A 24,432-nucleotide genomic window follows, 5' to 3' on the forward strand; every position below is an offset into this window, starting at 1 on the left:
CACGGCTCACTCCTATTTGAGTCCTCCAAAGCGCCGACCCCGTTTTTGATATGCACGAATCGCTTCGTAAAAATGTTCTTTCGTAAAATCGGGCCACAGCACATCGGTGAACCACAGCTCGGTATACGCGCACTGCCACAGCAAAAAATTGCTCAACCGCAGCTCGCCGCTGGTGCGAATCAGCAAGTCGGGATCAGGGATCCCTCTGGTCAGCAAGCGGGAATTGACCGCTTCCTCGTTGATCTGATCGATCGTCAGGCTGCCTGAACGGACGTCGGCCGCGATTTGTTTGATCGCTGCCAGCAGTTCCGCCCGGCTTCCGTAATTGAGCGCTATATTCAGCAGCATCCCCGTATTGCTGGCCGTCTTGTCCACCGCTTCCAGCACGGACTCCCGCGTGTGCGAAGGAAGCGCACTGACATCGCCCAGGATCTGCAGGCGCACATTCTTTTTGATCAGCGTGTCCAATTCCATCAACAGAAACTCTTGTGGTAGCCGCATCAAAAAATCGACTTCCTGCACCGGCCGTTTCCAATTTTCGGTGGAAAACGCGTACAGGGTGAGAATCCGGATGCCGATCTCGTCAGCCGCCCGGGTGATGCTCTTGACGCTTTCCATGCCGGCCCGATGGCCCGCGATGCGCGGCAGGCCGCGCTTTTTCGCCCAGCGCCCGTTGCCATCCATGATCACCGCCACGTGATAAGGGACCCCTTCTTCCATCAATTCCGCGAGATTCCCCGTTTCCTTGCGCACAAAAAAATTTTTCAGGTTCATCGTCGTCAGTCCCCCGGAATAGAACTAACCCCCCTTGCGACAAAGGGGGTTTCGTCGAGGTTACACTTCCATGATTTCTTCTTCCTTGGCGGCCAGCAGCTTGTCGATTTCCCCAATATAGCGATCGGTTGTGGCCTGCACTTTCTCCTGCGCGCGACGGCTTTCGTCCTCCGAGATGTCGCCCGATTTTTCCAGTTTTTTGATGTCCTCGTTGATGTCCCGGCGAATGTTGCGGACGGCCACACGCGCTTCCTCCGCCATCTTGCGGGCAACTTTCGCCAGTTCCTGGCGTCTTTGTTCAGTCAGGGGCGGAATCGCGATGCGAATGACCGATCCGTCATTGGACGGTGTCAGGCCCAGTTCGGATTTGAGAATCGCCCGTTCGATCTCCCCTAACGCACCTTTGTCCCAAGGCGTAATCACCAACAGTCGCGGTTCCGGCGCGTGAACGCTCGCCAACTGGTTGATCGGCATCGTCGAACCGTAATATTCGACCTGCACCTTGTCAAGAATGGCCGGATTGGCGCGGCCGGCGCGAATTGTCACAAATTCCTTTTTCAGGTTGGCAAGCGCTTTGTCCATGCGCTCCTCCATGTTTTTCATCAGATCTTGCATCATTTTTGTCCCCCCCGTACAACAGTTCCGATATCTTCACCCAAAACGACCCGCTTGATATTGCCTTCTTCCGAGATATTGAAGACGATGATCTGCATGTTGTTGTCCATGCACAGTGACGTGGCGGTGGAATCCATCACGCCCAACCCTTTGTTGAGCACCTCGAGGTAGTCCAGTTCCCGGTACTTGACGGCGTTCGGATTGGTGCGCGGATCGGAATCGTACACCCCGTCCACCTTGTTTTTTGCCATCAGGATGACTTCCGCCTCGATTTCGGCCGCCCGCAAAGCGGCGGTCGTATCGGTCGAAAAAAACGGGTTGCCCGTCCCCGCCGCAAAGATGACGACGCGCTTCTTTTCCAAATGGCGGATGGCCCGGCGGCGGATGTACGGCTCGGCTACCTGGCGCATTTCAATCGAGGTTTGCACACGGGTTTGCACACCGTGTTTTTCGAGGGCGTCCTGCAGCGCCAGCGAATTGATGACGGTCGCCAGCATCCCCATATAGTCGGCGGTTGCCCGATCAATGCCCTGCGCGCTGCCGGCCACTCCGCGCCAGATGTTGCCGCCGCCGACGACGATCGCCACTTCCGATCCCAGTTCCACAACTTCCTTGATCTGGGAAGCGATCGAATTGATAACCCCCGCGTCGATGCCGTAACCGGCCGGACCCGCTAGCGCTTCGCCGCTCAATTTCAGCACGACCCGTTTGTATTTGGGTTGCAGCATCTTTCATCCTCCACATCTTAGATTCTACGTAAAATCTGCCAACTCCTCCAGCCCAACGAAAAGCGAATCGTTTCACCAGGCTGGAAAAAAGGGAACACCCTGTTGTGTTCCCTATGTGCCTCTCGTTAGATTTTCGCTTGCGCCATGACCTCTTCCACGAAGTTGTCCTGCTTCTTCTCGAGGCCTTCGCCCATTTCATAGCGAACAAACCGGCGAATCGAAATTTTTTCCCCGATTTTCGCGATTTTCTCGTTCAAGAGTTCCTGGATCGTTTGATCCGGATTCTTCACGAACGGTTGCTCCAGCAGGCAGACGTCCTTGAAGAACTTGTCGATGCGGCCTTCCACGATTTTGTCCACAATGTTCTCCGGCTTTCCTTCATTCAGGGTTTGCGCCCGCAGGATTTCCTTTTCCTTTTCCACCACTTCCGCCGGAACTTCTTCCCGGCTCACGTACAACGGCTTGGCGGCCGCGATGTGCATCGCCACATCTTTTACAAACGTGCGGAATTCGTCCGTTTTCGCGACAAAGTCGGTCTCGCAGTTCACTTCCACCAACACGCCGATTTTACCGCCCATATGAATGTAGGAATCGACGATCCCTTCCGCCGCGATGCGGCCCGCTTTTTTCGCAGCAGCGGCGAGCCCGCGTTCGCGCAGCAGTTCAATCGCTTTTTCCATGTCTCCGTTCGCGTCGGCCAGCGCTTTTTTGCAATCCATCATGCCGGCGCCGGTTCTCTCGCGCAGCACTTTCACATCGTTTGCTGTAATCGCCATTGAAAAGCCCTCCTTATGTAAAAATCATACCCATGCGTCGTCGAGTCCCATACAAAAGGGGTGCCAGGGTCGTCCAACCCTACCGCACCCCCTTCATGCACCTTTAAGCAGTTTGTTCGTCGTTGCCTTGCGTACCTTCGATCACCGCATCGGCAATTTTGGAAGTCAGCAGTTTCACGGCGCGAATCGCATCGTCGTTACCCGGAATCACATAGTCGATTTCGTCCGGATCACAGTTGGTGTCAACAATGCCGACGATCGGGATGCCAAGCTTGCGGGCTTCCGCCACCGCGATACGTTCTTTCCGGGGATCGATGATGAAGAGTGCGCCAGGCAGACTCTTCATGCCTTTGATCCCGCCGAGGAACTTCTCAAGCCGTTCCATTTCCTTTTTCAGTTTGATGACTTCCTTTTTCGGCAGAACATCAAACGTACCGTCTTCCTGCATGCGCTCCAGTTCGTGCAAACGCTCAATCCGCTTGCGGATCGTCCCGAAGTTGGTCAGCGTGCCGCCCAGCCAGCGCTGGTTCACATAGAACATGCTGGAGCGTTCCGCTTCCTCTTTCACAGACTCTTGCGCCTGTTTCTTGGTGCCGACGAACAGGATCGTTTTTCCTTCCGCTGCCAGATCGCGCACGAAGTTGTACGCTTCTTCCACTTTTTTGACCGTCTTTTGCAGGTCGATGATGTAAATGCCGTTCCGTTCGGTGAAGATGTAGCGAGCCATTTTCGGGTTCCAACGGCGCGTCTGATGGCCGAAGTGGACACCCGCCTCCAGAAGCTGCTTCATGGAGATGATCGCCATATCCTCGCCCCCTTTCATGGTTTTTTCCGCCGCCGCCTTCATCCCGCGCGACACCCGTCCGGGCACCTTCGCCACGGTCTTGCAGCGTGTGTAGTAACACCATGTGATACTATACCATAGCCAACAAATGTCATGCAAGAAAAAACAAAGAAAAATTGTCCCATCCCCGCTTGGGCCATTTGCCGGAACTAAGCGTCCTTGGTGATGATCGCCAAAATCTGTTGGTAATCCCCGTTGACCGGCAACTCGTAGACGCCAACCCGGATCTGCTTCACTTTTTCCTGCGCGGTGTTGAGAAATGCATTCGCGTCAGCTATGACACCTGACTTCACAAGCAGATCGGCGATTTCCGCCGCCGTCATTCCTTTTTTGATTTCCACCTTGACCTTGGCAGAAGATGGAGCGGCAGCCGGAGCTTGTGGCTGCGGGACGGCCGTTTGTTGGTTTGCCGACGAGGGTTGGTTGTTTGCATTCGAATTTTCGCGGCCGGCAGCATGATTGTCAACAGACTTCGCAGACGTTGTTGCGGGAGAAGGCTGCGGGATCACCGCCGGCTGCGAGCGGACCAGGTCGGAAACCCCATATACAATCGACGTGGCGATCAGTCCTGTGCCAAGGCCGAACAAAAAGTTGCGATTTTGAATCATACGGCGTTCCCCTGTTTGATCAGATTGCAAATCATTTGAATCTCTCCCAGTCCGATCCCCGTATCCTTCGCGATCTGTTCCGGCGCGCGTCCTTCCTTTATCATTGTCACCACGCGGCTGTAATGTTCGTTAAACACAAGCGCGGGCATCGCTTCCAAAGGCTGCGGCACCGAACGGCCCCTGTCAGTTCCGCCCTGCAGCTGAAACTCCGCGATTTTCGCTTCCAACTGCTCGATCCGCCGCCGGTTCAGGTTGATTTCAGATTGCAGTTCGCTCTGCAATTTTTCGATCGTGTCGATCAGATACTGATTTTCCTTCTCGAGTTCATCCATAAACGCCTGCAGGCTGGCTTCCAGTTCCCGGTGGGACGCGCCGACTGCATCGGGCTTGCCTTTGACGGCAGCATAGAGCACGATTCCAATCCCACAGAGCGTTATGAACAAAAACAGTTTGCTGTCCAAAGCACCCTCTCCTTCTAGATTATAGCGCGACAGCATCCCCATCAAAGTGAGGCCAAACTCCGAAGCTTACTCCGATCACTTTAATGGGTCCCATATAGCGGGCAAAAAATGGTTCACGAGAGCGGCACCGCCCGCACCTCCGCATCCCGCAATACGAAACAAACCTTCGCAAGCGGGTCGCGGACATAATGCGCGTAGTGGCTGATCGCCACTTTCACGCCGGGATGCACCGCTTCGATCACCTGCACGTGCGCGCTCTTCACATCCTGCAAAACGAGTTCGATCTCCGAGCGGCGGAACAGCAGCTCCTCCTCTTCCACTTTGTAATGCTCGAGCGTGATTTTCAATTTTTTCAGCAGCGCCGCTTTGTCCGCCGGCAGCTTGCCTCCCGCCGTAGCCATCTGCTCGAGCAGCGTGATCGCTTTTTGCGTTTTGTCGATGTCGGCGCCCACTTTCTTCAATGATTCGCTGATCGACACCAATTCGGTCCGCAAATGGGGATGCACGCCAACCTCGACTTCGGTCGGGGTGGCCATCGGCGAGCCGAGCACGCGTGTCACGACCGCTTCCCCCGCCCGGACGATTCCCCCGACGATCACCGCTCGCCGGCCTTCCATCACGATCTTCGAACCGGCGTTGATCTGGCTGTGCATAATGCTTTCCCCGACCAGGCAACTGCCTCCGATATCGACCAACGCATACTGGATAAATGGAGTGCGCAAATTTCCGCCCGCCCGAATCACGCCCTTGTTGCGCCCTTGCACGCCACCGCGAATCGTCACATTGCCGCCCGCTTCAATCAGCGCCGCATCCATGTATCCGTGAATCTCCACATCGCCTTCCGCAATGATCTTGAAACCCGGCTGCACATTGCCCAATACGCGGACCGAGCCGGTAAACTCAATATTACCGACGGAAAAATCGACGTCCTTCGCCACCACATATTCGTCAAACACGTGAATCTTGTTATCTTTCGGGCGATACACCACATGTCCGTCGGTTGCCGCAACCAGCGTACATCCGTCCTGTTCGATCACCGTATTTTGTCCTTGCGGCAGCCGGTAGTCGCGCCCTGGCTTGCCCGGGATCGGGTGTCCGGTGACCGCCACTCCGTCCTGCGCCGGGGTAGGCGGAACGCGAACCGCCAGCACTTGTCCTTTTTTCACAAGCTTGACGATCCCCATATCAAAAAAATCAACCCGTCCGTCCTCCAGGACTTTCGGTTTCCGTTCTCCGTCCTCTTCCACATACACCTCGATCCGGGCGTCCTGCCCCTGTACAGGCTGCTTGCCTTTGGCGACAGGCAGCCGTTCGTTCACATACAAGCCGGGGGTGTTGACGATTTCCTGGCAAAGTGCGCTGTCGATACCATACTGAATGCCCGCATTTTGCAGATACTCGCACAATCCTTGCAGCGACAGGACCAGTCCGTCGGGAGGAGCCGATTGCATTACAAGCACCCCGGTCAAGCCGCCGTCTTCGATATAAACCTTCGCTTGATTGTTCCACCAGCTTTTTTCTTCCATAGGCTGCATGCCGGTCCCCCCTATGCTACAGCTTCAAGTCCTGTCTCCTCCGGCTCAGCGCCCCTCGCAGCCGGCATATCGCTTTGCTGTGCAGTTGCGAAATTCTTGCAGAGGTGACCTCCAGAATCTCGGCGATTTCCTTGATCGACAGTTCTTCATAATAATACAATGCGATGACGAGCTTTTCCTTCTCAGGCAGACGGTTGATCGCCTGTTCCAGCACCTCCCGCAGTTCCTCCCGGGTCAGCCGGACGCTCGGATCCTCCGCTGTCGGGTCGGGCAGCAGATCGTGATAGCCCGCATCGTCGCCGGCCGGATGAAACGCTTCTTCCAGCGACGCCACCGACCCCAGCGAAACCTGGGCCATCCGCCTGTGAAATTCCTGCACGCTGATTCCCAGCCAATCAGCCACTTCCTGGTCGCTTGCAGACTCCGCCTTGTGCGTTTCCACCGCCGCGTAGGCCCGCTCGATTTCCTTCGCCCACTGGCGCACCTGCCGCGGTACCCAATCCATCTCGCGAATGCCGTCGAGCACGGCGCCCCGGATTCTCCATGTGGCGAACGTCTCAAACTTGACCCCTTTTTCCGGCTGAAATCGTTCCATCGCGCTGATCAGCCCGAGCGTGCCAAAACTGATCAGATCTTCGCGCGGAACATGCGCGGGCATCCCTTTCGCGACGCGGTTGACAACCCGGTGAACGAGCGGCAAATACTTTTCCAGGGTCTCGCTCATCTTCGCCCACCTCCGTTAGTCTTTCATGGCGCGTACCGCTTGCACAATCTCCTCAATCCGATCATCGCGCAGTGCCGCCTGGCCGTCGATCACCCAGGGCTGAAAATCGGCCCCAGACGGAGGAATCTCGGATAATTCTGGCGGCAGCGAAACGTCAAAACGGGTTCCCGCCGCCTGTCCGTTCGCTTCCGGACCGCCGGTTGCGGCAGCGATCGCCAGCAGCCGCTGCAGCGCCCAAGCGACAGCAAACAACAAAACGAATCCGACCAATCCCCGTTGCAAACTGGTCCACAGCAAATTCCCTGCCAAGAGGCTCCCGGCCAGACCGATCGCAAATCCGCCGCCGGCCGCCATCCACAGAAAACGCCTTTGCCACGACCGCCTCGCCTGTTTCATATCGTCTTGACCCCTTGCGCCACCGTGCGAATCGTCAACGATCCATCGGCAGCCGAAAAATCGATCGTTCTGCCCGCGTTACCGCCCGTGTCTTCGCCGCGTACGGGAATCCGCAACTGATCCAGCACCGTTTTCACCGCCTCCACATTGCGCGGTCCGACCCTGATCAAATCGCTTTGGTTGAGGTTGGTAAACATTTGCGCACCGCCGGCCAGCTTGGCAATCATTCTGTTGAGGCAGGCGCCCTGTTGCTGCATTTTCTGAACGAGCAGCGGGACGGCGGTATCCGCATATTTGGCAGGATTCTCCACGTCCAATCGGCCCGCTGCCGGCAGCATGATGTGGGCGAGACCGGCCACTTTGCAGGACAGGTCGATAATCGCGACGCCAACGCACGAGCCGAGTCCGACCGTTCGCAGCACGTCCGGGCTGCAGGCCACGTTCATGTCGGCCATTCCCACTTTGATGATATTCAAGCAAAATCAACTCCCAATAACTTGAATATCGTTTCGACCGACCCGTGATCCGGCACGAAGAAAAAGTGGCTTTCGACGTTCTCGCTGCCTTGCCGGAACTCGGTGTCCACCACCAGCGCCCTGTCGCTGTACATGCCGATGTGAAGCAGCACCGCATTGATCAAGGCGCCCGCCATGTCCACCGCAATCGCCGGCACGGACGCGTGCAGATTCGTTTTCGTAAAATCGGAAAAAGCGGACAGATAGGAACCGGCCAGGATATTTCCAACCTCCATCAAAGCGGACATTTCCAGTTCGGAAAACGAATCAACCGGCTGGTGGCTGCCAGTCAAAATTTGCAGCAGCATGTTCGCGCTTTCCATCTTCAGCATGAGAAACATGCTGCCCGGAATCTCGCCTTCGACCCGCAGATAGACGCCGACCACAAGCTGCTCTGCCCCGCCGATCACTTCATCGATCTCTTGAATGGACACCACATGCACCCGCGGCACGTTCATTTCAATATGCTTCTGCATCAGAACAGACAGGGCAGTGGCGGCATGCCCCGCCCCGATGTTGCCGATTTCACGCAGGACGCTAAGCTGGAAGTCGTCTAACTCGAACAAGCGGCCCGCCATTTCAGTTCTCCATCACATGCAGTTGCTGCAGTTCTTCTTCGTTCAACACTTTTTCCAGATTCAACAGGATGAGCAGGCGGTCTTGCAGTTTGGCCACCCCTTCCAGATAGGCGGCGCGCACCCCGCCGACGATTTCCGGCGGCGGCTCGATCGAATCGGACGAGATGTCGATCACATCGTTGGCCGAATCGACAATCAGGCCGACTTCCATCTCGTTGACCGCCACGATAATAATCCGGGTGGTGTCCGTATAGGTTTCCGTTCCAAGACCGAAGCGGGTGCGCAAATCGATTACCGGAGTCACCACCCCCCGCAGGTTGATCACCCCTTTGACAAACGCCGGGGTGTTGGGAACCCGTGTAATCCGCTGCATTCGCTCGATTGAGCGAACCTGGTTGACTTCCACGCCGTACTCTTCGTCCCCCAGCCGAAACACGATATATTTGTGTTCCGGCATGCCCTTTTCAACCGCTTGTTGATTCAGCATTCGAAACGCCTCCTTAGGGAATCAGTGCATTGCAATCGAGGATCAGCGCCACTTGTCCGTCGCCGAGAATGGTCGAACCGGAGATGCCAAAGATCCCTCCCGCCAGGTATTTCCCCAACGATTTCAAAACGACTTCCTGCTGGCCGATGAACGAATCGACCACCAGCGCCGCCAGTTTGTCCCCCTTGCGGACGATCACGACGTTTTCCTGGTCGTCCCGCTTCGCTTCCGAGCGGGGGATCGAAAAGACGCGTTCCAGATCGACCAGCGGCACCACCCGGCCGCGAAAATCCATCACCATCTGACCATGTACGCTCTTGATCTCATGCCGCTTCAGGTTAGCCGTTTCGATGATCGAAGTTAACGGTATCGCATATTTCTCGTCGTTGATCTGCACGAGCATCGCCTGGATGATCGAAAGCGTCAGCGGCAATTGGATGATGAACCTGGTTCCTTCTCCCGGCACGGAGTGTACCACCACCCGGCCGCCAAGCGATTCGATCTTGCTTTTCACTACATCCAGTCCGACGCCGCGGCCGGACACGTCGGAAATTTTGTCGGCTGTACTGAATCCCGGCCTGAACATAAAATCGAACACCTGCTCATCACTCAGACCTTCCGTCCGTGCCGCATCGATCAGGCCCCGCTCGACCGCTTTTTGCAAAATTTTGCGGCGGTCGATTCCCCGGCCGTCGTCAGCGATTTCAATAAACACATGATTGCCGGAATGATAGGCGGTCAGTTGCAGCTTGCCGACTTCGCTTTTGCCAGTCCGAATCCGCTCTTCCGGTGTCTCCAGCCCGTGGTCGAGTGCATTACGCAGAATATGCACCAGCGGATCGCCGATTTCGTCAATCACGGTGCGATCCAATTCCGTTTCCGCTCCGTGAATCTCAAACTCCACTTTTTTGTTCAGATCTTTCGCCAAGTCGCGAACCATCCGCGGGAACCGGTTAAACACCGTTTCCACCGGCACCATCCGGATGGTCATGACAATCGACTGGAGATCCGTGCTGACCCGTGACATATGTTCGACCGTTTCAACCAATTCCGGGTGATTCAGCTCCCTTGCGATCTGTTCCAACCGCGTCTTGTCGATCACCAGCTCGCTGAACAGGTTCATCAGGATGTCCAGCCGCTCGATATCCACCCGAACCGACTTGCCTGCCGACAACTTTCTGATTTCCACCTGCTGCTTGTCGTTAGCCGATTGTTCGAAGGCAACAGCTTGCTCGCCTGTCCCGTTCGAGTGGCTGGCCACTTCACCGGTTGCCGTCGCGGCGGCCGCTTCCGCACTGGCTTGTTGAACTTGCAGTGCCGCCAGGTTGATTTTTTCCACGTCGACGCGCGCCACCTCGGACACGTTCAACCCGGTTTGCCGTATCGCCTGCTGCTCCGCATCGGTGATCAGAACGATCAGAAATGCCTGTTCAAACTTTTCTTCCTCGATATCCTGGACAGATGGTTCCGACTTAATGATCTCCCCCAGCTGTTCGTACGCCTGAAACACCATAAACGCGCGAGCCGAGCGAAGAACGCAGCTGGGGTCGAGCAGCACTCGCACGGCATACACCTGCTTACCGTTTGCCAACGATTGCCGGATCACCGTTTGTTCATATTGATTGAACGTCAACCCCAATTCGGTCCCATCGCGGCTCGATGCCGCCGGAAGAGACGCGGCCGCGGGCTTTCCTTTCACGACAGCCGCCAGATTTTCCAGCACAGGCCCGATCTCCACCGACGCATCGGTACCCGTTTCCATAATCGACGCCAATTGCGCTTCCAAGATGTCGACGCAGCGAAACAGTGCGTCCATCACCGGCTCGGTTACCGGCAGCTTGTTGTTTCTCATCAGATCGAGGCCGTTTTCCATCTCGTGCGTCAGATGGGCCATTTTCTCAAACCCCATCGTCGCCGCCATGCCTTTTAACGTATGGGCGGAGCGGAAAACCAAATTGACGATTTCGAGATCCTGCGGGGATTGTTCCAGCGCCAGCAAGTTGTCGTTTATTGCCTGCAAATGCTCTTTTGATTCTTCAATGAAAATCTCCATATACTGGCTCATGTCCATCGGTCGTCACCTCCTATTGGTGTAAGAAGCTGAGGATTTGCGCCGCCACCTGGTGCAGCGGCACCACCGCGTCGACACACCCGGTCTCCGCCGCCGTTTTCGGCATGCCGTAGACGACGCAGGTCTCCTTCGCTTCCGAGATCGTCCTGCCGCCCGCCTGTTTGATCAGTTTCAACCCCTCCGCTCCATCGTTTCCCATACCTGTCAAAATAACCGCCTGCAAGGCGACCCCTTGCAGCGCGGCGACCGACCGAAACAGGCGGTCGACGGCCGGCCGATGGCCGCCAAGCGGAGGGGTTTGATCCAATTGGACGACCAATCGCTTGCCGGAATTCTCCACCCGCATATGGTAGTCTCCTGGCGCTATATATACATGCCCCGGTTCCAGCTCCTGGCCGTGCGCCGCCTCATGCACACGCAGCTCGCAGATTTGGTCCAGTCGGTTGGCAAGCGATTTGGTGAAACCGGGCGGCATATGCTGCACCACCACGACCGCCGCATCCAGATCGGCCGGCAGTCCGGTCAACACACTCTGCAAGGCGCGGGGACCACCGGTGGAAGTGCCGATCGCCACAACCGCTTTGATGTTCCCGGAAGCGGCCGGGACGAGGTCCTTTTTCTGCTGCCTCACTTTACCCGGCAAACTGGAAAGCTTCCTGCCGGGATCGAAAGCTTGCTTGCGGTAGGCCGCCGTTTTCACTTTGCGGATCAGTTCGTCGCGGACTTTCGCCAAATCGAGCGAAATCGAACCGGAAGGTTTCGCGATAAAGTCAAACGCTCCCAATTCCAGCGCCCGGATCGTGGTGTCGGCGCCCGCGGCCGTCAAACTGCTCAGCATAATCACAGGTAGCCGGTACGAGCGGAGAATCTCCGGCAGTGTCTCCAATCCGCCCAGTACAGGCATTTCGATATCCAGTGTCACGATATCAACCTGCTGCTGCGACAGCACGTCCAGCGCATCCTTGCCGTTGCGAGCGGTCGCGATCACCCGGATGTCCGGGTCGGATTGCAAAATATCGCTGATCATCTGCCGCATCAGCGCGGAATCGTCTACCACAAGCACGCGAATCGGTTTCATCGGTGTCCCCCTGTCATCACCTGTTGCGGAATATCGAAACCATCCGGGACAGAAACGATTTGATTCCGGAATCGGCCGGCACCCCCGCCAATCCGTTCTTGATCTGTTGGTTCACCAGTTGCTCGATACAGCGGCTGGCAGTCGAATGCGGATAGCGGATAAAAAACGGAACCTGCTCCTTCACCGCCTTCTGGACTTGCGGATCATCGAGCACATAGCCGAGCGTCTGCAACTCGAGATTGAGAAACCGTTTCGCCACCAGTGCAAGCTTCTCCGCCGTCTGTCTGGCTTCCTGCGGGGAAACGGCCCGGTTGATCACCAGTTGAATGTTTTTGTTTGCGTTCTGGCTGGCCACCAGCTTGATCAACGCGTACGCATCGGTGATCGCGGTCGGTTCCGGGGTGCTGACGACGATTACCTCGTCGGCCGATAAAATAAATCGCAGCGTCCCTTCGCTCAGACCGGCTCCGGTGTCGATGATCAGGTAATCGGCAAAGCCCTGCAGTCCCTCCAATTGATCGACCAGATAATTCAACTGTTCACCCTGCAGATTGATCAGATCCTGTAATCCCGATCCGCCGGCGATATAATGAATCCCCAGCGGACCCGCCTGCAAAATGTCCCAGATCGTCGCCCTTTGCCTGACGAGGTCGGCCAGCGTATGGCGCGGGGATCTGCCGAGCAGCACGTCGATGTTGGCAAATCCGACATCCGCATCCAACACCACCACTCTTTTGTTGGCGGCGGCGAGCCCCAGGGCGAAATTTAACGATAGGTTCGATTTGCCGACACCGCCCTTGCCGCTGGTGACGGTAATCACGCGAGTCGCCGGCCGTAACGAGCTGCGGTCGGGCTGCAAAAGTCGCCGAAGACGCTCCGCTTGGTCATACATACTGCTTCTCCCCTGCCACCAATCCGGCAATTCGTTCGGGCGTCGCCACTTCGATGTCGTCGGGCACATTCTGGCCGGTTGTCAGATAGGCCAGCGGTTTTTTGTAGCGTTGTGTCAGATTGTAAATCGCACCGTAACTTTGGGTTTCATCCAGTTTGGTGAAAATGAACTTGTCGATCTCCACGGCCTGGAAATTGCCGACAATCTGCTCCAAATCGACCGCTTTCGTCGTCAGCGAGAGGACCAGGCAAGTTTCATCGGGCTGCGCTGCGTTCAGCAATTCGTTCAGTTGCTCCACCCATGCCGGATCTCCATAATTTCTGCCGGCGGTGTCGATCAGGATCAGGTCGCGGTCCTGCAACCTGCCGATCGCCTGCCCGATCTCGCCGGCGGAAAACACCACCTCGACCGGGATTTGCAAAATATTCGCATACGTTTTCAGTTGATCGACCGCTGCGATGCGGAAAGTGTCGGTTGTAATGAAGCCGACTTTCCGTTTGTTCTTCAACAACTCCTCGGCTGCAATTTTGGCGATCGTCGTCGTCTTGCCGACACCGGTCGGGCCGACGAACGCCACCACCCGAGAAGCAGGGGAGAGCGGTGCGGGCAGCAGCCCATCATTAAATTCCTTACTGATTAATTTCGTCAGGTGACGGCGAAATTCTTGTTCCGGAAGCCGGTCAACCGGATCATTTTCTTTCAGCAAATTGAAAATCAACCGCTCGGCGAACTCGGACGACACATCGTTGGCCAGCAACTCAGAGCGGATTTTTTCAAGCGGGGCGGGCAGCAGCCCGGAATTTTGCTGCAAAAATTTGCCCAGGATCATCCGCAGTTCCTGCACTTCCTGCAAAATTTCGGATTCCCCGCCGGCTGCCTGCCGCCCGTTCAAGAGCAGCGACGGCGCCGCCGGATGCGGCGGATTTGCACCGGCAACGGTATGTCCGGCAATGGGATGCTGGACAGGCATATGCCCGCCGACGACATGCTTTTTGTCCACTTGCGGCGATTGGCCGTTCGCTTCCGCTGCTTTCCGCTTCTGCGGGGCAACGGGCGGAGCATCGTTAACGGCCGCCACCACTTCCAGCTGCGTTGTGAAAAAAAGGCCTAGCCACCCTCGCTGCCTGATTTTCTTTGAGCTGAGGATCACTGCGTCATGCCCCAGATCCTGCCGGATCTTCGCCAGCGCCTCCGGCATATCCTTCACTACATACCGTTTGACAATCATCCGATGTTCACCGTCCCTCCGCTTTTCACTTCAACCGATGGTTCCAGTTCATTGTAGGACAGCACCGGCAAGTCGGGCAGCACCCGTTCCACCAGCCGCCGGAAATGCATGCGGACATTCGGCGATGTCAGGACGATCGGCGTGTTGCCGGTTGCAGTCAAGTATTGAATTTGCTCGTTTAGCGATTGGTAGATTTTCTGCGATACGCTCGGATCCAGAACCAGATAGGAACCGTGTTCCGAGTGCTGGATGTGGTCGAGAATCAGCTTTTCCACCGACGGCGACAGGCTGATGACCGTCAACGGCTGACCGGGCGTCCGGTATTGGTGCGTGATCTGCCTTGCGAGAGCAGCCCTGACATACTCGGTCAGCAAATCGGGATCTTTCGTGTACGACGCCGCATCCGCCATCGTCTCGAGGATGGTGACCAGGTCGCGGATCGAGACTTTTTCCCGCAACAGGTTGGCCAGCACTTTTTGGATGTCGCCGATCGCAAAAACGTTCGGCACCACCTCTTCCACCAGCGCCGGATAATTGTTTTTCAGCGAATCGATCAGTTGCTTCGTCTCCTGGCGTCCCAACAACTCATGCGCATGCCGCTTCAGCACTTCCGTCAGGTGAGTTGCCACCACCGACGCCGGATCGACCACCGTATAGCCGGACATTTCCGCGATTTCCCTCACCTCGTCGGTGATCCACAAAGCGGGCAAGCCGAACGCCGGTTCTTTCGTTTCGATGCCGAACACATTCGGATCGTCGATCCCCGGACTCATCGCCAGATAATGATCGAGCAAAAGCTCCCCTTTCGCCACTTCGTTGCCTTTGATTTTGATGACATATTCGTTCGGGCGAAGCTGGATGTTGTCGCGAATCCGGATCACCGGGATGACGACGCCGAGCTCCAGTGCCAGTTGCCGGCGGATCATGATCACCCGGTCGAGCAGATCGCCGCCCTGGTTCGCGTCGGCCAGCGGAATCAGCGCATAGCCGAATTCGAATTCGATCGGATCGACGTGCGTCAAGTTGACGACACTTTCCGGACTCCGCACTTCCGCCTGCTCCGCTTCCGCCACCTGCTCCTGCCGCTTGTTCTCCTCCGCCGTCTTCGTCTGTTGGATGCGGTATCCGCCAAAAGCCACCAACACGGCAATCGGCAAGGTCGTCAGCGGACTGATCGGCGTAAGCAATCCCAACAATACAAGCAGGCCGGCAACCACGTACAGCATTTTCGGATAGGCCAGCATCTGCCGCATCACGTCCTGGCTCAGATTGCTGTCCGATGCAGCCCGGGTAACGACCAGACCGGTGGCTGTCGAAATCAGCAGGGCGGGAATTTGCGACACCAGACCGTCCCCAACCGACAGCAGGGTGTAGTGCTGCATCACCTGCGTAAAGTCCATTCCTTTGTTGTTCATTGTCATCCCGATCACAAAACCGCCGATGATGTTGATGATGACGATGATGATCGAAGCGATCGCGTCCCCTTTGACAAACTTGCTGGCCCCGTCCATCGCTCCGTAAAAATCGGCTTCCCGCTCGATCGTCTGCCGCCGCTCGCGGGCCTCTTTTTCCGTGATCAGGCCGGAGTTCAGGTCAGCGTCGATGCTGATCTGTTTGCCCGGCATCGCATCGAGCGTAAACCGGGCTGCCACCTCCGCCACCCGCTCGGCGCCTTTCGTAATCACGATAAATTGAATGACAACCAGAATCAAAAATACGATAAAGCCGACAACCGCATTGCCCCCGATCACAAAATCGCCGAACGTGTGGATCACATTGCCCGCTTCCCCGCGGCTGAGGATCAGGCGGGTGGACGATACGTTGAGCCCCAGCCGGAACAGGGTGGTGATCAGCAAAAGCGACGGAAACACGGCAAACTGCAGCGGCTCCTTCGTATTCATCGCCACCAGCAAAATGGTCAGGGACAGGCTGAGGTTGATGATCAGCAGAAAATCGAGCAGCCATGTCGGCAGCGGAATCACCAGCATCACGACGATTCCCAGAATCCCCAGGATCACTCCCAGATCGGACGGTCTCATCCGATTTTCCCTCCTTTCCTGCGTCGGTCGTTAAACCTTTCGCTTCAATCGGTACACGTATGCCAGCACTTCGGCCACCGCCTGAAACAACTCTTGCGGAATCATTTCGCCAATCTCGACCGTTTTGTAGAGCGTCTGCGCAAGCGGCTTGTTCTCCACCAGCGTGACGCCGTTTTCCCGCGCCACCTGTTTGATCCGCTGTGCCAGTTCATCGGTTCCCTTGGCCAGCACGACCGGCGCTTCCATTCGCTCTCCGTCATATTGAATCGCCACGGCAAAATGGGTCGGGTTGGTGATCACTACATCCGCTTTCGGCACGTCATGCATCATCCGCCGCATCGCCAGCGCCCGCTGCCGCTCCTTGATTTTGCTTTTGATCGTCGGGTTCCCCTCCGTCTTTTTGAACTCCTCTTTCAGTTCCTGCTTGCTCATGCGCAAACTGCGCTCGTGCTCATAGCGCTGATAGAGATAGTCAAAAACGGCCAGCACCAACAGCAGAAAAGCGCACTTCCAGAGAACCGCAAACATCATATCGCCGACCACAGCCAGGATGCCGCGGATGTCCATGCGGGTCAGGTTGGACAGCTGGCCAATTTCTCCGGCGATCGTGCCATACGCCAGATAGCCGATCAATCCGACTTTCAGCAGGGACTTCAGCAGCTCGATCAGACTGCGCTGCGAAAAAATCCGTTGCAGCCCTTGCAGAGGGTTCAATTTTTCGAGCTTGGGGGTGATCGGCTCGAGTGTGAAGACTCCCCCGACCTGCAGGAAAACCGCCAGGAACCCGACCGCAAACACAACGCCGAGGATCGGCAGCGCCAGGCGGGCAGTCATCAGCAAGCTGTCGAGAAACAGTTGATGTGCATTGCCCTCCGTCAAAGAGAAAAAAAGATTGGTTGTAAAACTGGTTTTCAAGTAGCCCAGCAAATTGTCTATGTAAAATCCGCCCATCAGTTTCAGGGCAAGGATCGAACCGAGCAAAATCAAGGCGGACGACAGCTCGGGGCTTTTCGGAATCTGCCCCTTTTTTCTTGCCTCCTGCAGTTTGCGGGGCGTCGGTTTTTCCGTTTTTTCGCCGGCAAATTGTTGCAGATTCCAGCGGATCATAGGCGCCCCCCAAGCAGTTGCAGAAGCGAATCGACCTGCCGGAACAGCAGATGGAACAGATCTTGCAAAAAATACGCCAGCACGGGCATCACCAGGATCATCATCAGCAGTCCGAGCAGGATTTTGACCGGCAAACCGACGAAAAAAATGTTCATCTGCGGAACGGTTCGCGCCATGATGGCAAACCCGACATCAGTCAGGAACAGGGCGCCCACCACCGGCATGCTGATTTTCACCGCCAGCAGAAACATCACCGCGAACGCCTTGAACAGCAGTTCCAACAATCCTTCCGACAGGGGAAACGATCCCGGCCGCAGGAACTGAAAGCTCTGCAAGACGGCGGTGAGCAGACCGAAGTGGCCGTCCATCCCGAGGAACAGCAAAATCGTCAGCAGGTTTTTGAAACTGCCGAGAATCGGAATGTGAAACCCGGTTTGCGGATCGATCACGTTGACGATCGAAAAACCGATTTGCATGTCGATGAACTGACCGGCCAACTGGGCTGCGGAAAAAATCAGGACGCACACATACCCGATCACGAGCCCCACCGCCGCCTCTTTCACCACCGCCGCCAGCAGCAACAACGGACTCGCCAGCAATCCGGTCTGCGCTTGCATGCCAGGGACGGAAGACCATGCGATCAGGCTGACGAAAAACGCCAGGCCGATTTTAAAATGAGCCGGCACGCCGCGCACCCCGAAGATCGGAGCGACCATCAGCATGCTGGCGACACGCACCAGAATCAGCAGAAACGTGCCCAGTTGCCCGCCGAGGATGTCGAAACTCACCTGTACCTCCGCCTATCGCACAAATTGCATCAGATTGCCCAAGATTCCGTTTGTGAAATCGAGCAGCACCGACAGCATCCAAGGGCCGAAGACGGCAAGCGCGATCGCCACCGCAAGGATTTTCGGGATGAACGACAACGACTGTTCCTGCACCTGCGTGGTCGCTTGCAGCACGCTGACCACCAGGCCGACCACCAGCCCCAGCAGCAGGATCGGTGCGGAAATCTTGACCGTCACCCAGAGTGCCTGTTGCCCCAGTTGAATCACAAAATCGGTTCCCATCGGTCAGCCCTCCTCCCCCCCATCAAAGTGACGCCAAGCTCCGAAGCTTTCTCCGAACACTTTGATGGGACCGCATACAACCTGGTTTGCACTTTATTGATAACCCTGCAGCAGCGATTTCACGATCAGGTACCAGCCGTCGACCATCACAAACAGCAGAATCTTGAACGGCAGCGAGATCATGACAGGCGGCAACATCATCATTCCCATCGACATCAGCGTCGTCGAGACCACCAAATCGATGATGAGAAAAGGAATGAAAATCATGAATCCGATCTGAAAGGCGGTCTTCAGTTCGCTGATCGCATAGGCCGGCACCAAGGTGGACAGGGGAATCTCTTCAACCGTTTTCGGAATCGGGCTTTTGCGGTATTCAAGAAACAGCATCAGATCCTTTTCCCGCGTATGTTTCGCCATAAAATGCTTGAACGGGATCGCCGCCTGTTCCATCGCCTGTGCCTGCGAAAGCTGGCCTGCCAGATACGGCTGCAGCGCTTTTTCATTGACTTCCGACAAGGTGGGGGTCATCACGAACAACGTCATGAACAATGCCAGACCGATCAATACCTGGTTCGGTGGCATCTGCTGGATCGACAGGGCGTTCCGAACGAATGAGAGCACCACGACGATCCGGGTAAAACAGGTCATCAAAATCAGAATCGCCGGCGCCAGCGACAATACGGTCAACAGCAGCAGGATCTGCACGCTGGTCGCCACATTTTGCGGGTTGTTCGAAGTCGTCACATTGACATCGATGCCGGGAATCCCAATCCCTTCGGCGTGCACCGTGCCCGTGTGCGCCAGCCACACAACGATTGCAAGCAAAACCAGAATCTTTTTTGTCATCGCTGATCAGAGTCCCATTTCCGAAACTTTTTCCGCTGCTCTTTGAATTGCCGCAGTTTCGATTGCAGTATTTCCTGAAACGACGGAGCTTGCATCGGTTCGCCCGGGTCCGATTTTCGTTGCGGCAGCCGCCAGTTCGCCAGCCAAGCGGGAAAATCGGGTCCTGCCGACGCGCTCGCCTGGTTTTTGATGCGATCCGCCACCCCCTGGTCGGTAATCACATCCAGCAACGTTACGTCCTCTCCCACCCCGACCACATAAATCCGATCTTCCAGCGCCACCAGGTAAATCGTCCGGTTCGCGGCCAGCGGGTGCACGGCGACGGTCCGCAGCAGCGAATGCGAACGTCCCGCCCGCGTGTTCCGCGCCAAAAATCTGATCAGCAGGTAGATCACCCCGGCCACCACCCCCAAGACCACCAGCAGTTCGACCATGCCCAGCAGCAGCGACCAATCGCTCTGCCCGCCTGCCGGGGGAGGCTGCGTTCCGCTTCCTTGGCCGCCCCGTTTGATCATGTCTTCCACGCTTTCGCCAAGCGCCAGAGTGCCCACCGGTCCTGCCTCCTTCAACGTCTATCCCACGATCTTTTTGATCGCTTCCAGCACGCGGTCCGCTTGGAATGGCTTGACGATAAAATCTTTCGCGCCCGCCTGAATCGCATCGATCACCATCGCCTGCTGGCCCATGGCCGAACACATGATCACTTTCGCGTTCGGATCGTGCTGTCGAATTTGCTTCAAGGCGGCGATGCCGTCCATCTCCGGCATGGTGATGTCGAGCGTCACCAGATCGGGGTTCAGCTCTTTGTACTTGACGACCGCTTCCTTCCCGTCCTGCGCTTCTCCCACGACCTCATACCCGTTTTTGGTGAGAATTTCTTTGATCATCATCCGCATGAAGGCTGCATCATCCACGATCAAAATGCGTTTTGCCATGTCGAGTCCCCCTGTCCTGATTATTGCAGTTTGGAAATTCGTTCCGCAGGCGTGAGAATATCGGTCACACGCACCCCGAAGTTTTCGTCGATAACCACCACTTCACCCTTGGCGATCAACTTGTTGTTGACCAGAATATCGACCGGTTCGCCCGCCAGCTTGTCCAGTTCGAGAATCGATCCCGGTCCCAGTTCGAGGATTTCCCGGATCTGTTTGCGCGTTCTGCCCAATTCCACCGTCACCTGCAGCGGGACATCGAGCAGCAGGTTCAAATTCCCGCTGCCGATCACATTCGGCTCGACCGGATCAAAAGCAGCAAACTGGACAGGTTGCACATTCACGGTCGGCGCCTCGTGCTGGCGTCCGCCAGGCGGGTAAGCCGATGCCGTGGATCGTGCCCCGCTTCCGTAAGCGGGCGAATAGCCTGTCGCTCCGTGCAGAGCACGATCCTGCACTGCCCCATGTACCGGGTTATCTCCCGGTCCGTATCCGGAGTGATACCCTGCGGCTCCGTGGAAGACGGGATCTGTCACGGCTCGATGCGCAAGCGGATCTCCTGCCGGCGGGATCGCCCCCGGGTGAGGCGGCTGCGAAACCGATAGAGGGGAAGCCGCCTGTTGGTATGAAACGGAACCGGAAGTGAATGATGGCTGCGGTGCGGCAGCCATTGGTTCCGGCGCCTGCATCGCCGGTTGCGGCGTTGCAACTGGCGCTTCCTGAGCAGCAGTTGCGGCCGCTTCTGCCGGTTCGTCGTTTCCCGTCAATTTCGCCAGCATCGTTTTGGCAAAGCTGATGGGCACCAGATTCATGATTTGCGAGTCGATCAGATCGCCCACCAACAGCCGGAAAGCGATTTTTACCAACACCTCGTCAGTTGGAAACAGAGCGTTCGCATGCTGCCGGTCCAGTGTGAAAATGTCGACCGAAGGCGGCGTGATGTTCACCACCATATTGAAAATCGTCGACATCGACGTGGCGGCCGATCCCATCATCTGGTTCATCGCCTCAGCCACCGCGCTCATATGCAGTTCGTTCAATTCACCTGGCTCGACGCGGCCGTCCCCGCCAAGCATCAGATCGGCGATCACCTGGGCGTCTCCCGTGCGGATGGCCAGCACATTCGACCCGACGAATCCGTCCGTGTAGTCCACTTTAATCACCACGTGCGGAATCGGCAGATCGTTCTGCAGCTGTTCGCGGTCGATCACCGACACTGCGGGCGTGGTGATCTCCACTTTTTGCCTGAGCAAGGTGGACAAAGCGGTGGCGGCAGTGCCGAACGAAATGTTGCCGATCTCGCCCAACGCGTCTTTTTCAAAATCGCTCAACAAATCCGTGGGCTTTGGCTGCTGCGGGCCGCCCGCTTCCGCCTGCCGCAGCAATGCGTCAATTTCTTCTTGTGATAGGAAGTCGTTACCTGTCACCTTCCCTCACCCCTTCCTCCAGAACTTCCGTGACTTGGACGGCAATCCGGCCGCGGCTGGTGCCCGGCTGGCCGAGATATTTTGGGGAATTGCCGATTTTGATCTGGACATTCTGATCGATCGCTTGATCCAGTTTGATCACATCCCCGACCGCCAATTGCAAAAATTCGCCGACACTGATCGTGGACGACCCCAGTTCGACTGTAATCGGCAAAAACGCTTTTTGCAGCGTCTTCCGAATCACTTCCGCATCTTCGGACTTGTCGCGCGTTTTTTTCGGGTGCATCCAATAGTGGGCGGACAATTTCGGCATGATCGGCTCCAACACCACATGCGGCATGCACACGTTGATCATGCCGGTCGTCTCGCCGATTTTCGAACTCAGGGAGACGACCGCCACTGTCTCATTGGGAGACACCAGCTGCATAAACTGCGGATTCACTTCCAGCATCTCCAGTTCCGGCGCCAAATCGGCCACGCCCTTCCATGCCTCGCCGAGATATTCGAGCGACCTGCCGAAGATGCGCACCATCACCCTCGTTTCGATCTCCGTCAGGTTGCGGTCTTTTTCCTGCCCGACGCCCGGTCCGCCGAGCAGCCGGTCCAACATCGCGTAGGCGACGTTCGGATTGACTTCCATTACGAACTTTCCGTTCAGCGGATGCACCCCAAACACGTTGAGAATCGTCACTTTCGGGATGGAACGGATAAATTCCTCATACGGCAACTGCTCGACCGACACCACCTGGATCTGCACGTAGGTGCGCAGTTGCGCGGAAAAATAACTGGTGAGCAAGCGTGAAAAATTTTCAAAGATGCGGGTGAGGCTGCGGATCTGATCCTTCGAGAAACGCATCGCCCGTTTGAAGTCGTAATTGCGGATCTTGCGTTCCGTTTCACCCTGACGGATCTCCTCGGCCGACAACTCACCGGATGACAAGGCGGATAACAAGGCGTCTATTTCACTTTGCGACAATACTTCCGCCATGCGCGTCACCCCCTTTGTCCGATCTGTACGTGCGGATCACTGAATCACAATATCGGTGATGTAGACGTCGACCACTTTGCCGGTTTGCAGGTATTTGTTGACACCGTCCTTGATTTTTTGCCGCAATTGCCGGTAGTCCCTGTCATTTTGAATGTCGACGTGAGTGGTGGAATGCAGGATTTGATTGATCGTGTCTTTCACTTGCAGCTTGCGCAATCCCAGTTCTTCTACCGTTTTGCGGGAATCGGTTTGCAGTGTCATACCGATCTGGATCAGACTGGAGCCGGACAGGTTGGTGGTCATCTTGTCGACGGCAAATTGCCGCTCCGCCAGTTCCTGTGCCGTAGGCGGCTTGGGAGCTTTCGCCGCTGCCTCCCTGTCCCCGAGATATTGCCAGCCTACCAGCGCGACGACGGCCAAAAGCGCGATTGATACCATGATGATCAATGCCATGTTGAACAGTTTGTTTCGAAACATCTGGTTCACCCCGTATGCGGACGCTCTTGCCGGCCGATCAAGCCGATCGTTTTGTAATAACCGGTGATCCGATCCGCCACTTCCTCAACCGATTCCTTCACCACAATCTTTTTGTTGGTCACCAACGTGATCACCGTATCCGGCGTCGCTTCCACCGTTTCCACCAACGTGGCGTTCAGCATCAGCTCCGAACCGTTAAAGCGGGTGACTCTGATCATGCAGGTCCCTCCCTCTGAAGGAAGCGTCCGCCCCCTCACAAACACCTCTGATTTTTTGTGCTCCCCGCCCTTCCCGTCACTTTCACGGGGATCACGTCACTTCATTGGGTTATCGTTTCAGATTCACCAATTCCTGCAGAATTTCATCCGATGTGGTGATGATCCGGGTGTTCGCCTGGAACCCGCGCTGCGCCACGATCATCTCGGCAAATTCGTTGGACAGGTCGACGTTGGACATTTCGAGTGCCCCTACGATCAGCATGCCTCTGCCTTTTTGCCCAGCCACCGCATCTGTCCACTGCGCCGGATTATCCGCCCCGGAGTTCGCTGTAGAGGTGTAGAGATTGTCCCCCGTCTTCAGCAAGCCGCCGGGATTGGCGAATTTGGCGATCCGGATGGCAGCCACGTACTGTTTGTTGCCGGACGCATCCACATAGCTGACGATTCCTTTGTCATCGATTGAGAAGGATTGCGCATCATCAGGAATTCGAATATCGGTCACAACATTGTTAATCGGATTCCCGTTGGCATCAACCGCAATCCCCTGCACTTTCATTCCGTTTGGCGCCACCAGCGATTTCAGATTGGGAGAACCGCCGGTTCCACCATCCCAACTGAAATTGCCGGCCCGAGTATAGTACAGGGTACTGCCCCCGTCGTTGCTGAGCACGAAAAATCCTTCTCCGTTAACCATCATGTCAGTTGGAACGTTCGTTGTCTGGGCACTGCCCTGCGTGTGCAGCGTATCAATCGCGGAAATCGTGCTTCCCAGTCCGATCTGGCGGGGATTAATACCGCCAATGTTGGCGCCGGGGCGGGCGGCGCCTCCCACCGTCTGACTCAGCATGTCTTTGAACATCACCCGTCCCGCTTTGAACCCGGTGGTATTTACGTTCGCGATGTTATTGCCGATCACGTCCAGTTTTGTCTGGAATCCGCGCATCCCCGCAATCCCCGAATACATGGCTCGCAACATTTCAATCGCCTCCTTGTGATTTTGAAAACGCGTCAGTCGGTC

General features: G+C 56.4%; 29 protein-coding genes. All 29 read right to left on the reverse strand.

The features are described 5' to 3' along the window. Positions 1-12: 12 nt before the first annotated feature. Positions 13-774 carry an isoprenyl transferase gene (locus C230_RS0113240; protein ID WP_018132527.1) on the reverse strand — a complete coding sequence of 254 codons (762 nt, stop codon included), beginning with the start codon at positions 772-774 and terminating at the stop codon, positions 13-15. Positions 775-834: 60 nt separating this feature from the next. After that, a complete protein-coding gene (gene frr, locus C230_RS0113245) occupies positions 835-1,392 on the reverse strand; it encodes a ribosome recycling factor (protein ID WP_018132528.1) in 558 nt (185 codons plus the stop codon). Further along, positions 1,389-2,117 (reverse strand): UMP kinase, encoded by a 729-nt coding sequence (gene pyrH, locus C230_RS0113250; RefSeq protein WP_018132529.1) that lies wholly within the window; start codon positions 2,115-2,117, stop codon positions 1,389-1,391. Before pyrH ends, frr begins: the two co-directional genes overlap by 4 nt. A gap of 125 nt (positions 2,118-2,242) precedes the next feature. Further along, the gene (gene tsf, locus C230_RS0113255) at positions 2,243-2,893 is read right to left on the reverse strand and encodes a translation elongation factor Ts (protein ID WP_018132530.1); all 651 of its coding nucleotides are present in this window, start codon (positions 2,891-2,893) and stop codon (positions 2,243-2,245) included. A 103-nt stretch (positions 2,894-2,996) separates the two neighbouring features. Beyond that, positions 2,997-3,698 (reverse strand): 30S ribosomal protein S2, encoded by a 702-nt coding sequence (gene rpsB, locus C230_RS0113260; RefSeq protein WP_026174312.1) that lies wholly within the window; start codon positions 3,696-3,698, stop codon positions 2,997-2,999. Positions 3,699-3,886: 188 nt separating this feature from the next. Next, positions 3,887-4,345, reverse strand: a complete 459-nt coding sequence (locus C230_RS20430) for an MltG/YceG/YrrL family protein (protein ID WP_018132532.1) — start codon at positions 4,343-4,345, stop codon at positions 3,887-3,889. Beyond that, positions 4,342-4,806, reverse strand: coding sequence for a hypothetical protein (locus C230_RS0113270; RefSeq protein ID WP_018132533.1), 465 nt, complete (start codon positions 4,804-4,806; stop codon positions 4,342-4,344). The genes C230_RS20430 and C230_RS0113270 overlap by 4 nt, the downstream gene beginning before the upstream one ends. 113 nt (positions 4,807-4,919) lie before the next feature. Next, entirely contained in the window at positions 4,920-6,341 is a 1,422-nt protein-coding gene (locus C230_RS20435; protein WP_018132534.1) for a DUF342 domain-containing protein, read from the reverse strand. Between the two features lie 16 nt (positions 6,342-6,357). Continuing rightward, positions 6,358-7,065, reverse strand: coding sequence for a FliA/WhiG family RNA polymerase sigma factor (locus C230_RS20440; protein WP_018132535.1), 708 nt, complete (start codon positions 7,063-7,065; stop codon positions 6,358-6,360). Positions 7,066-7,080: 15 nt separating this feature from the next. Further along, positions 7,081-7,461 carry a hypothetical protein gene (locus C230_RS0113285; RefSeq protein ID WP_018132536.1) on the reverse strand — a complete coding sequence of 127 codons (381 nt, stop codon included), beginning with the start codon at positions 7,459-7,461 and terminating at the stop codon, positions 7,081-7,083. Further along, the gene (locus tag C230_RS0113290) at positions 7,458-7,937 is read right to left on the reverse strand and encodes a chemotaxis protein CheD (RefSeq protein WP_018132537.1); all 480 of its coding nucleotides are present in this window, start codon (positions 7,935-7,937) and stop codon (positions 7,458-7,460) included. Before C230_RS0113290 ends, C230_RS0113285 begins: the two co-directional genes overlap by 4 nt. Then, a complete protein-coding gene (locus C230_RS0113295) occupies positions 7,934-8,554 on the reverse strand; it encodes a chemotaxis protein CheC (protein ID WP_018132538.1) in 621 nt (206 codons plus the stop codon). The genes C230_RS0113290 and C230_RS0113295 overlap by 4 nt, the downstream gene beginning before the upstream one ends. 1 nt (position 8,555) lies before the next feature. Further along, complete coding sequence (locus C230_RS0113300; protein WP_018132539.1) at positions 8,556-9,041, reverse strand: chemotaxis protein CheW; 486 nt, start codon at positions 9,039-9,041, stop codon at positions 8,556-8,558. A gap of 13 nt (positions 9,042-9,054) precedes the next feature. Then, positions 9,055-11,112, reverse strand: coding sequence for a chemotaxis protein CheA (locus C230_RS0113305; protein WP_018132540.1), 2,058 nt, complete (start codon positions 11,110-11,112; stop codon positions 9,055-9,057). 13 nt (positions 11,113-11,125) lie between these two features. Next, positions 11,126-12,190, reverse strand: a complete 1,065-nt coding sequence (locus C230_RS0113310; RefSeq protein ID WP_018132541.1) for a protein-glutamate methylesterase/protein-glutamine glutaminase — start codon at positions 12,188-12,190, stop codon at positions 11,126-11,128. 16 nt (positions 12,191-12,206) lie between these two features. Continuing rightward, positions 12,207-13,082, reverse strand: coding sequence for a MinD/ParA family protein (locus C230_RS0113315; protein WP_018132542.1), 876 nt, complete (start codon positions 13,080-13,082; stop codon positions 12,207-12,209). Beyond that, positions 13,075-14,310, reverse strand: a complete 1,236-nt coding sequence (gene flhF, locus C230_RS0113320) for a flagellar biosynthesis protein FlhF (protein ID WP_018132543.1) — start codon at positions 14,308-14,310, stop codon at positions 13,075-13,077. Before flhF ends, C230_RS0113315 begins: the two co-directional genes overlap by 8 nt. After that, positions 14,307-16,349: a flagellar biosynthesis protein FlhA gene (flhA, locus tag C230_RS0113325; RefSeq protein ID WP_018132544.1), complete on the reverse strand. Its 2,043-nt coding sequence runs from the start codon at positions 16,347-16,349 to the stop codon at positions 14,307-14,309. Before flhA ends, flhF begins: the two co-directional genes overlap by 4 nt. Positions 16,350-16,379: 30 nt before the next feature. Beyond that, positions 16,380-17,456, reverse strand: coding sequence for a flagellar biosynthesis protein FlhB (gene flhB / locus C230_RS0113330; protein ID WP_018132545.1), 1,077 nt, complete (start codon positions 17,454-17,456; stop codon positions 16,380-16,382). Next, positions 17,453-18,244 carry a flagellar biosynthetic protein FliR gene (gene fliR, locus C230_RS0113335; protein WP_018132546.1) on the reverse strand — a complete coding sequence of 264 codons (792 nt, stop codon included), beginning with the start codon at positions 18,242-18,244 and terminating at the stop codon, positions 17,453-17,455. The genes flhB and fliR overlap by 4 nt, the downstream gene beginning before the upstream one ends. A gap of 12 nt (positions 18,245-18,256) precedes the next feature. After that, positions 18,257-18,526 carry a flagellar biosynthesis protein FliQ gene (gene fliQ, locus C230_RS0113340; RefSeq protein WP_018132547.1) on the reverse strand — a complete coding sequence of 90 codons (270 nt, stop codon included), beginning with the start codon at positions 18,524-18,526 and terminating at the stop codon, positions 18,257-18,259. 93 nt (positions 18,527-18,619) lie between these two features. Then, entirely contained in the window at positions 18,620-19,372 is a 753-nt protein-coding gene (gene fliP, locus C230_RS0113345) for a flagellar type III secretion system pore protein FliP (RefSeq protein ID WP_018132548.1), read from the reverse strand. Then, positions 19,369-19,923, reverse strand: coding sequence for a FliO/MopB family protein (locus tag C230_RS0113350; protein ID WP_018132549.1), 555 nt, complete (start codon positions 19,921-19,923; stop codon positions 19,369-19,371). Before C230_RS0113350 ends, fliP begins: the two co-directional genes overlap by 4 nt. Positions 19,924-19,944: 21 nt before the next feature. Next, positions 19,945-20,307: a response regulator gene (locus C230_RS0113355; protein ID WP_018132550.1), complete on the reverse strand. Its 363-nt coding sequence runs from the start codon at positions 20,305-20,307 to the stop codon at positions 19,945-19,947. Between the two features lie 20 nt (positions 20,308-20,327). After that, positions 20,328-21,731 (reverse strand): flagellar motor switch phosphatase FliY, encoded by a 1,404-nt coding sequence (gene fliY / locus C230_RS0113360; RefSeq protein WP_018132551.1) that lies wholly within the window; start codon positions 21,729-21,731, stop codon positions 20,328-20,330. Next, a complete protein-coding gene (gene fliM, locus C230_RS0113365) occupies positions 21,721-22,719 on the reverse strand; it encodes a flagellar motor switch protein FliM (protein ID WP_018132552.1) in 999 nt (332 codons plus the stop codon). Before fliM ends, fliY begins: the two co-directional genes overlap by 11 nt. A gap of 36 nt (positions 22,720-22,755) precedes the next feature. Then, positions 22,756-23,196 (reverse strand): flagellar basal body-associated FliL family protein, encoded by a 441-nt coding sequence (locus tag C230_RS0113370; protein WP_018132553.1) that lies wholly within the window; start codon positions 23,194-23,196, stop codon positions 22,756-22,758. Between the two features lie 5 nt (positions 23,197-23,201). Further along, positions 23,202-23,414: a flagellar FlbD family protein gene (locus tag C230_RS0113375; RefSeq protein WP_018132554.1), complete on the reverse strand. Its 213-nt coding sequence runs from the start codon at positions 23,412-23,414 to the stop codon at positions 23,202-23,204. A 109-nt stretch (positions 23,415-23,523) separates the two neighbouring features. Beyond that, the gene (flgG, locus tag C230_RS0113380) at positions 23,524-24,390 is read right to left on the reverse strand and encodes a flagellar basal body rod protein FlgG (protein WP_018132555.1); all 867 of its coding nucleotides are present in this window, start codon (positions 24,388-24,390) and stop codon (positions 23,524-23,526) included. Positions 24,391-24,432: the final 42 nt, after the last annotated feature.

The sequence above is a fragment of the Effusibacillus pohliae DSM 22757 genome, from assembly GCF_000376225.1.
GTDB classification, from domain to species: Bacteria; Bacillota; Bacilli; order Tumebacillales; family Effusibacillaceae; genus Effusibacillus; species Effusibacillus pohliae.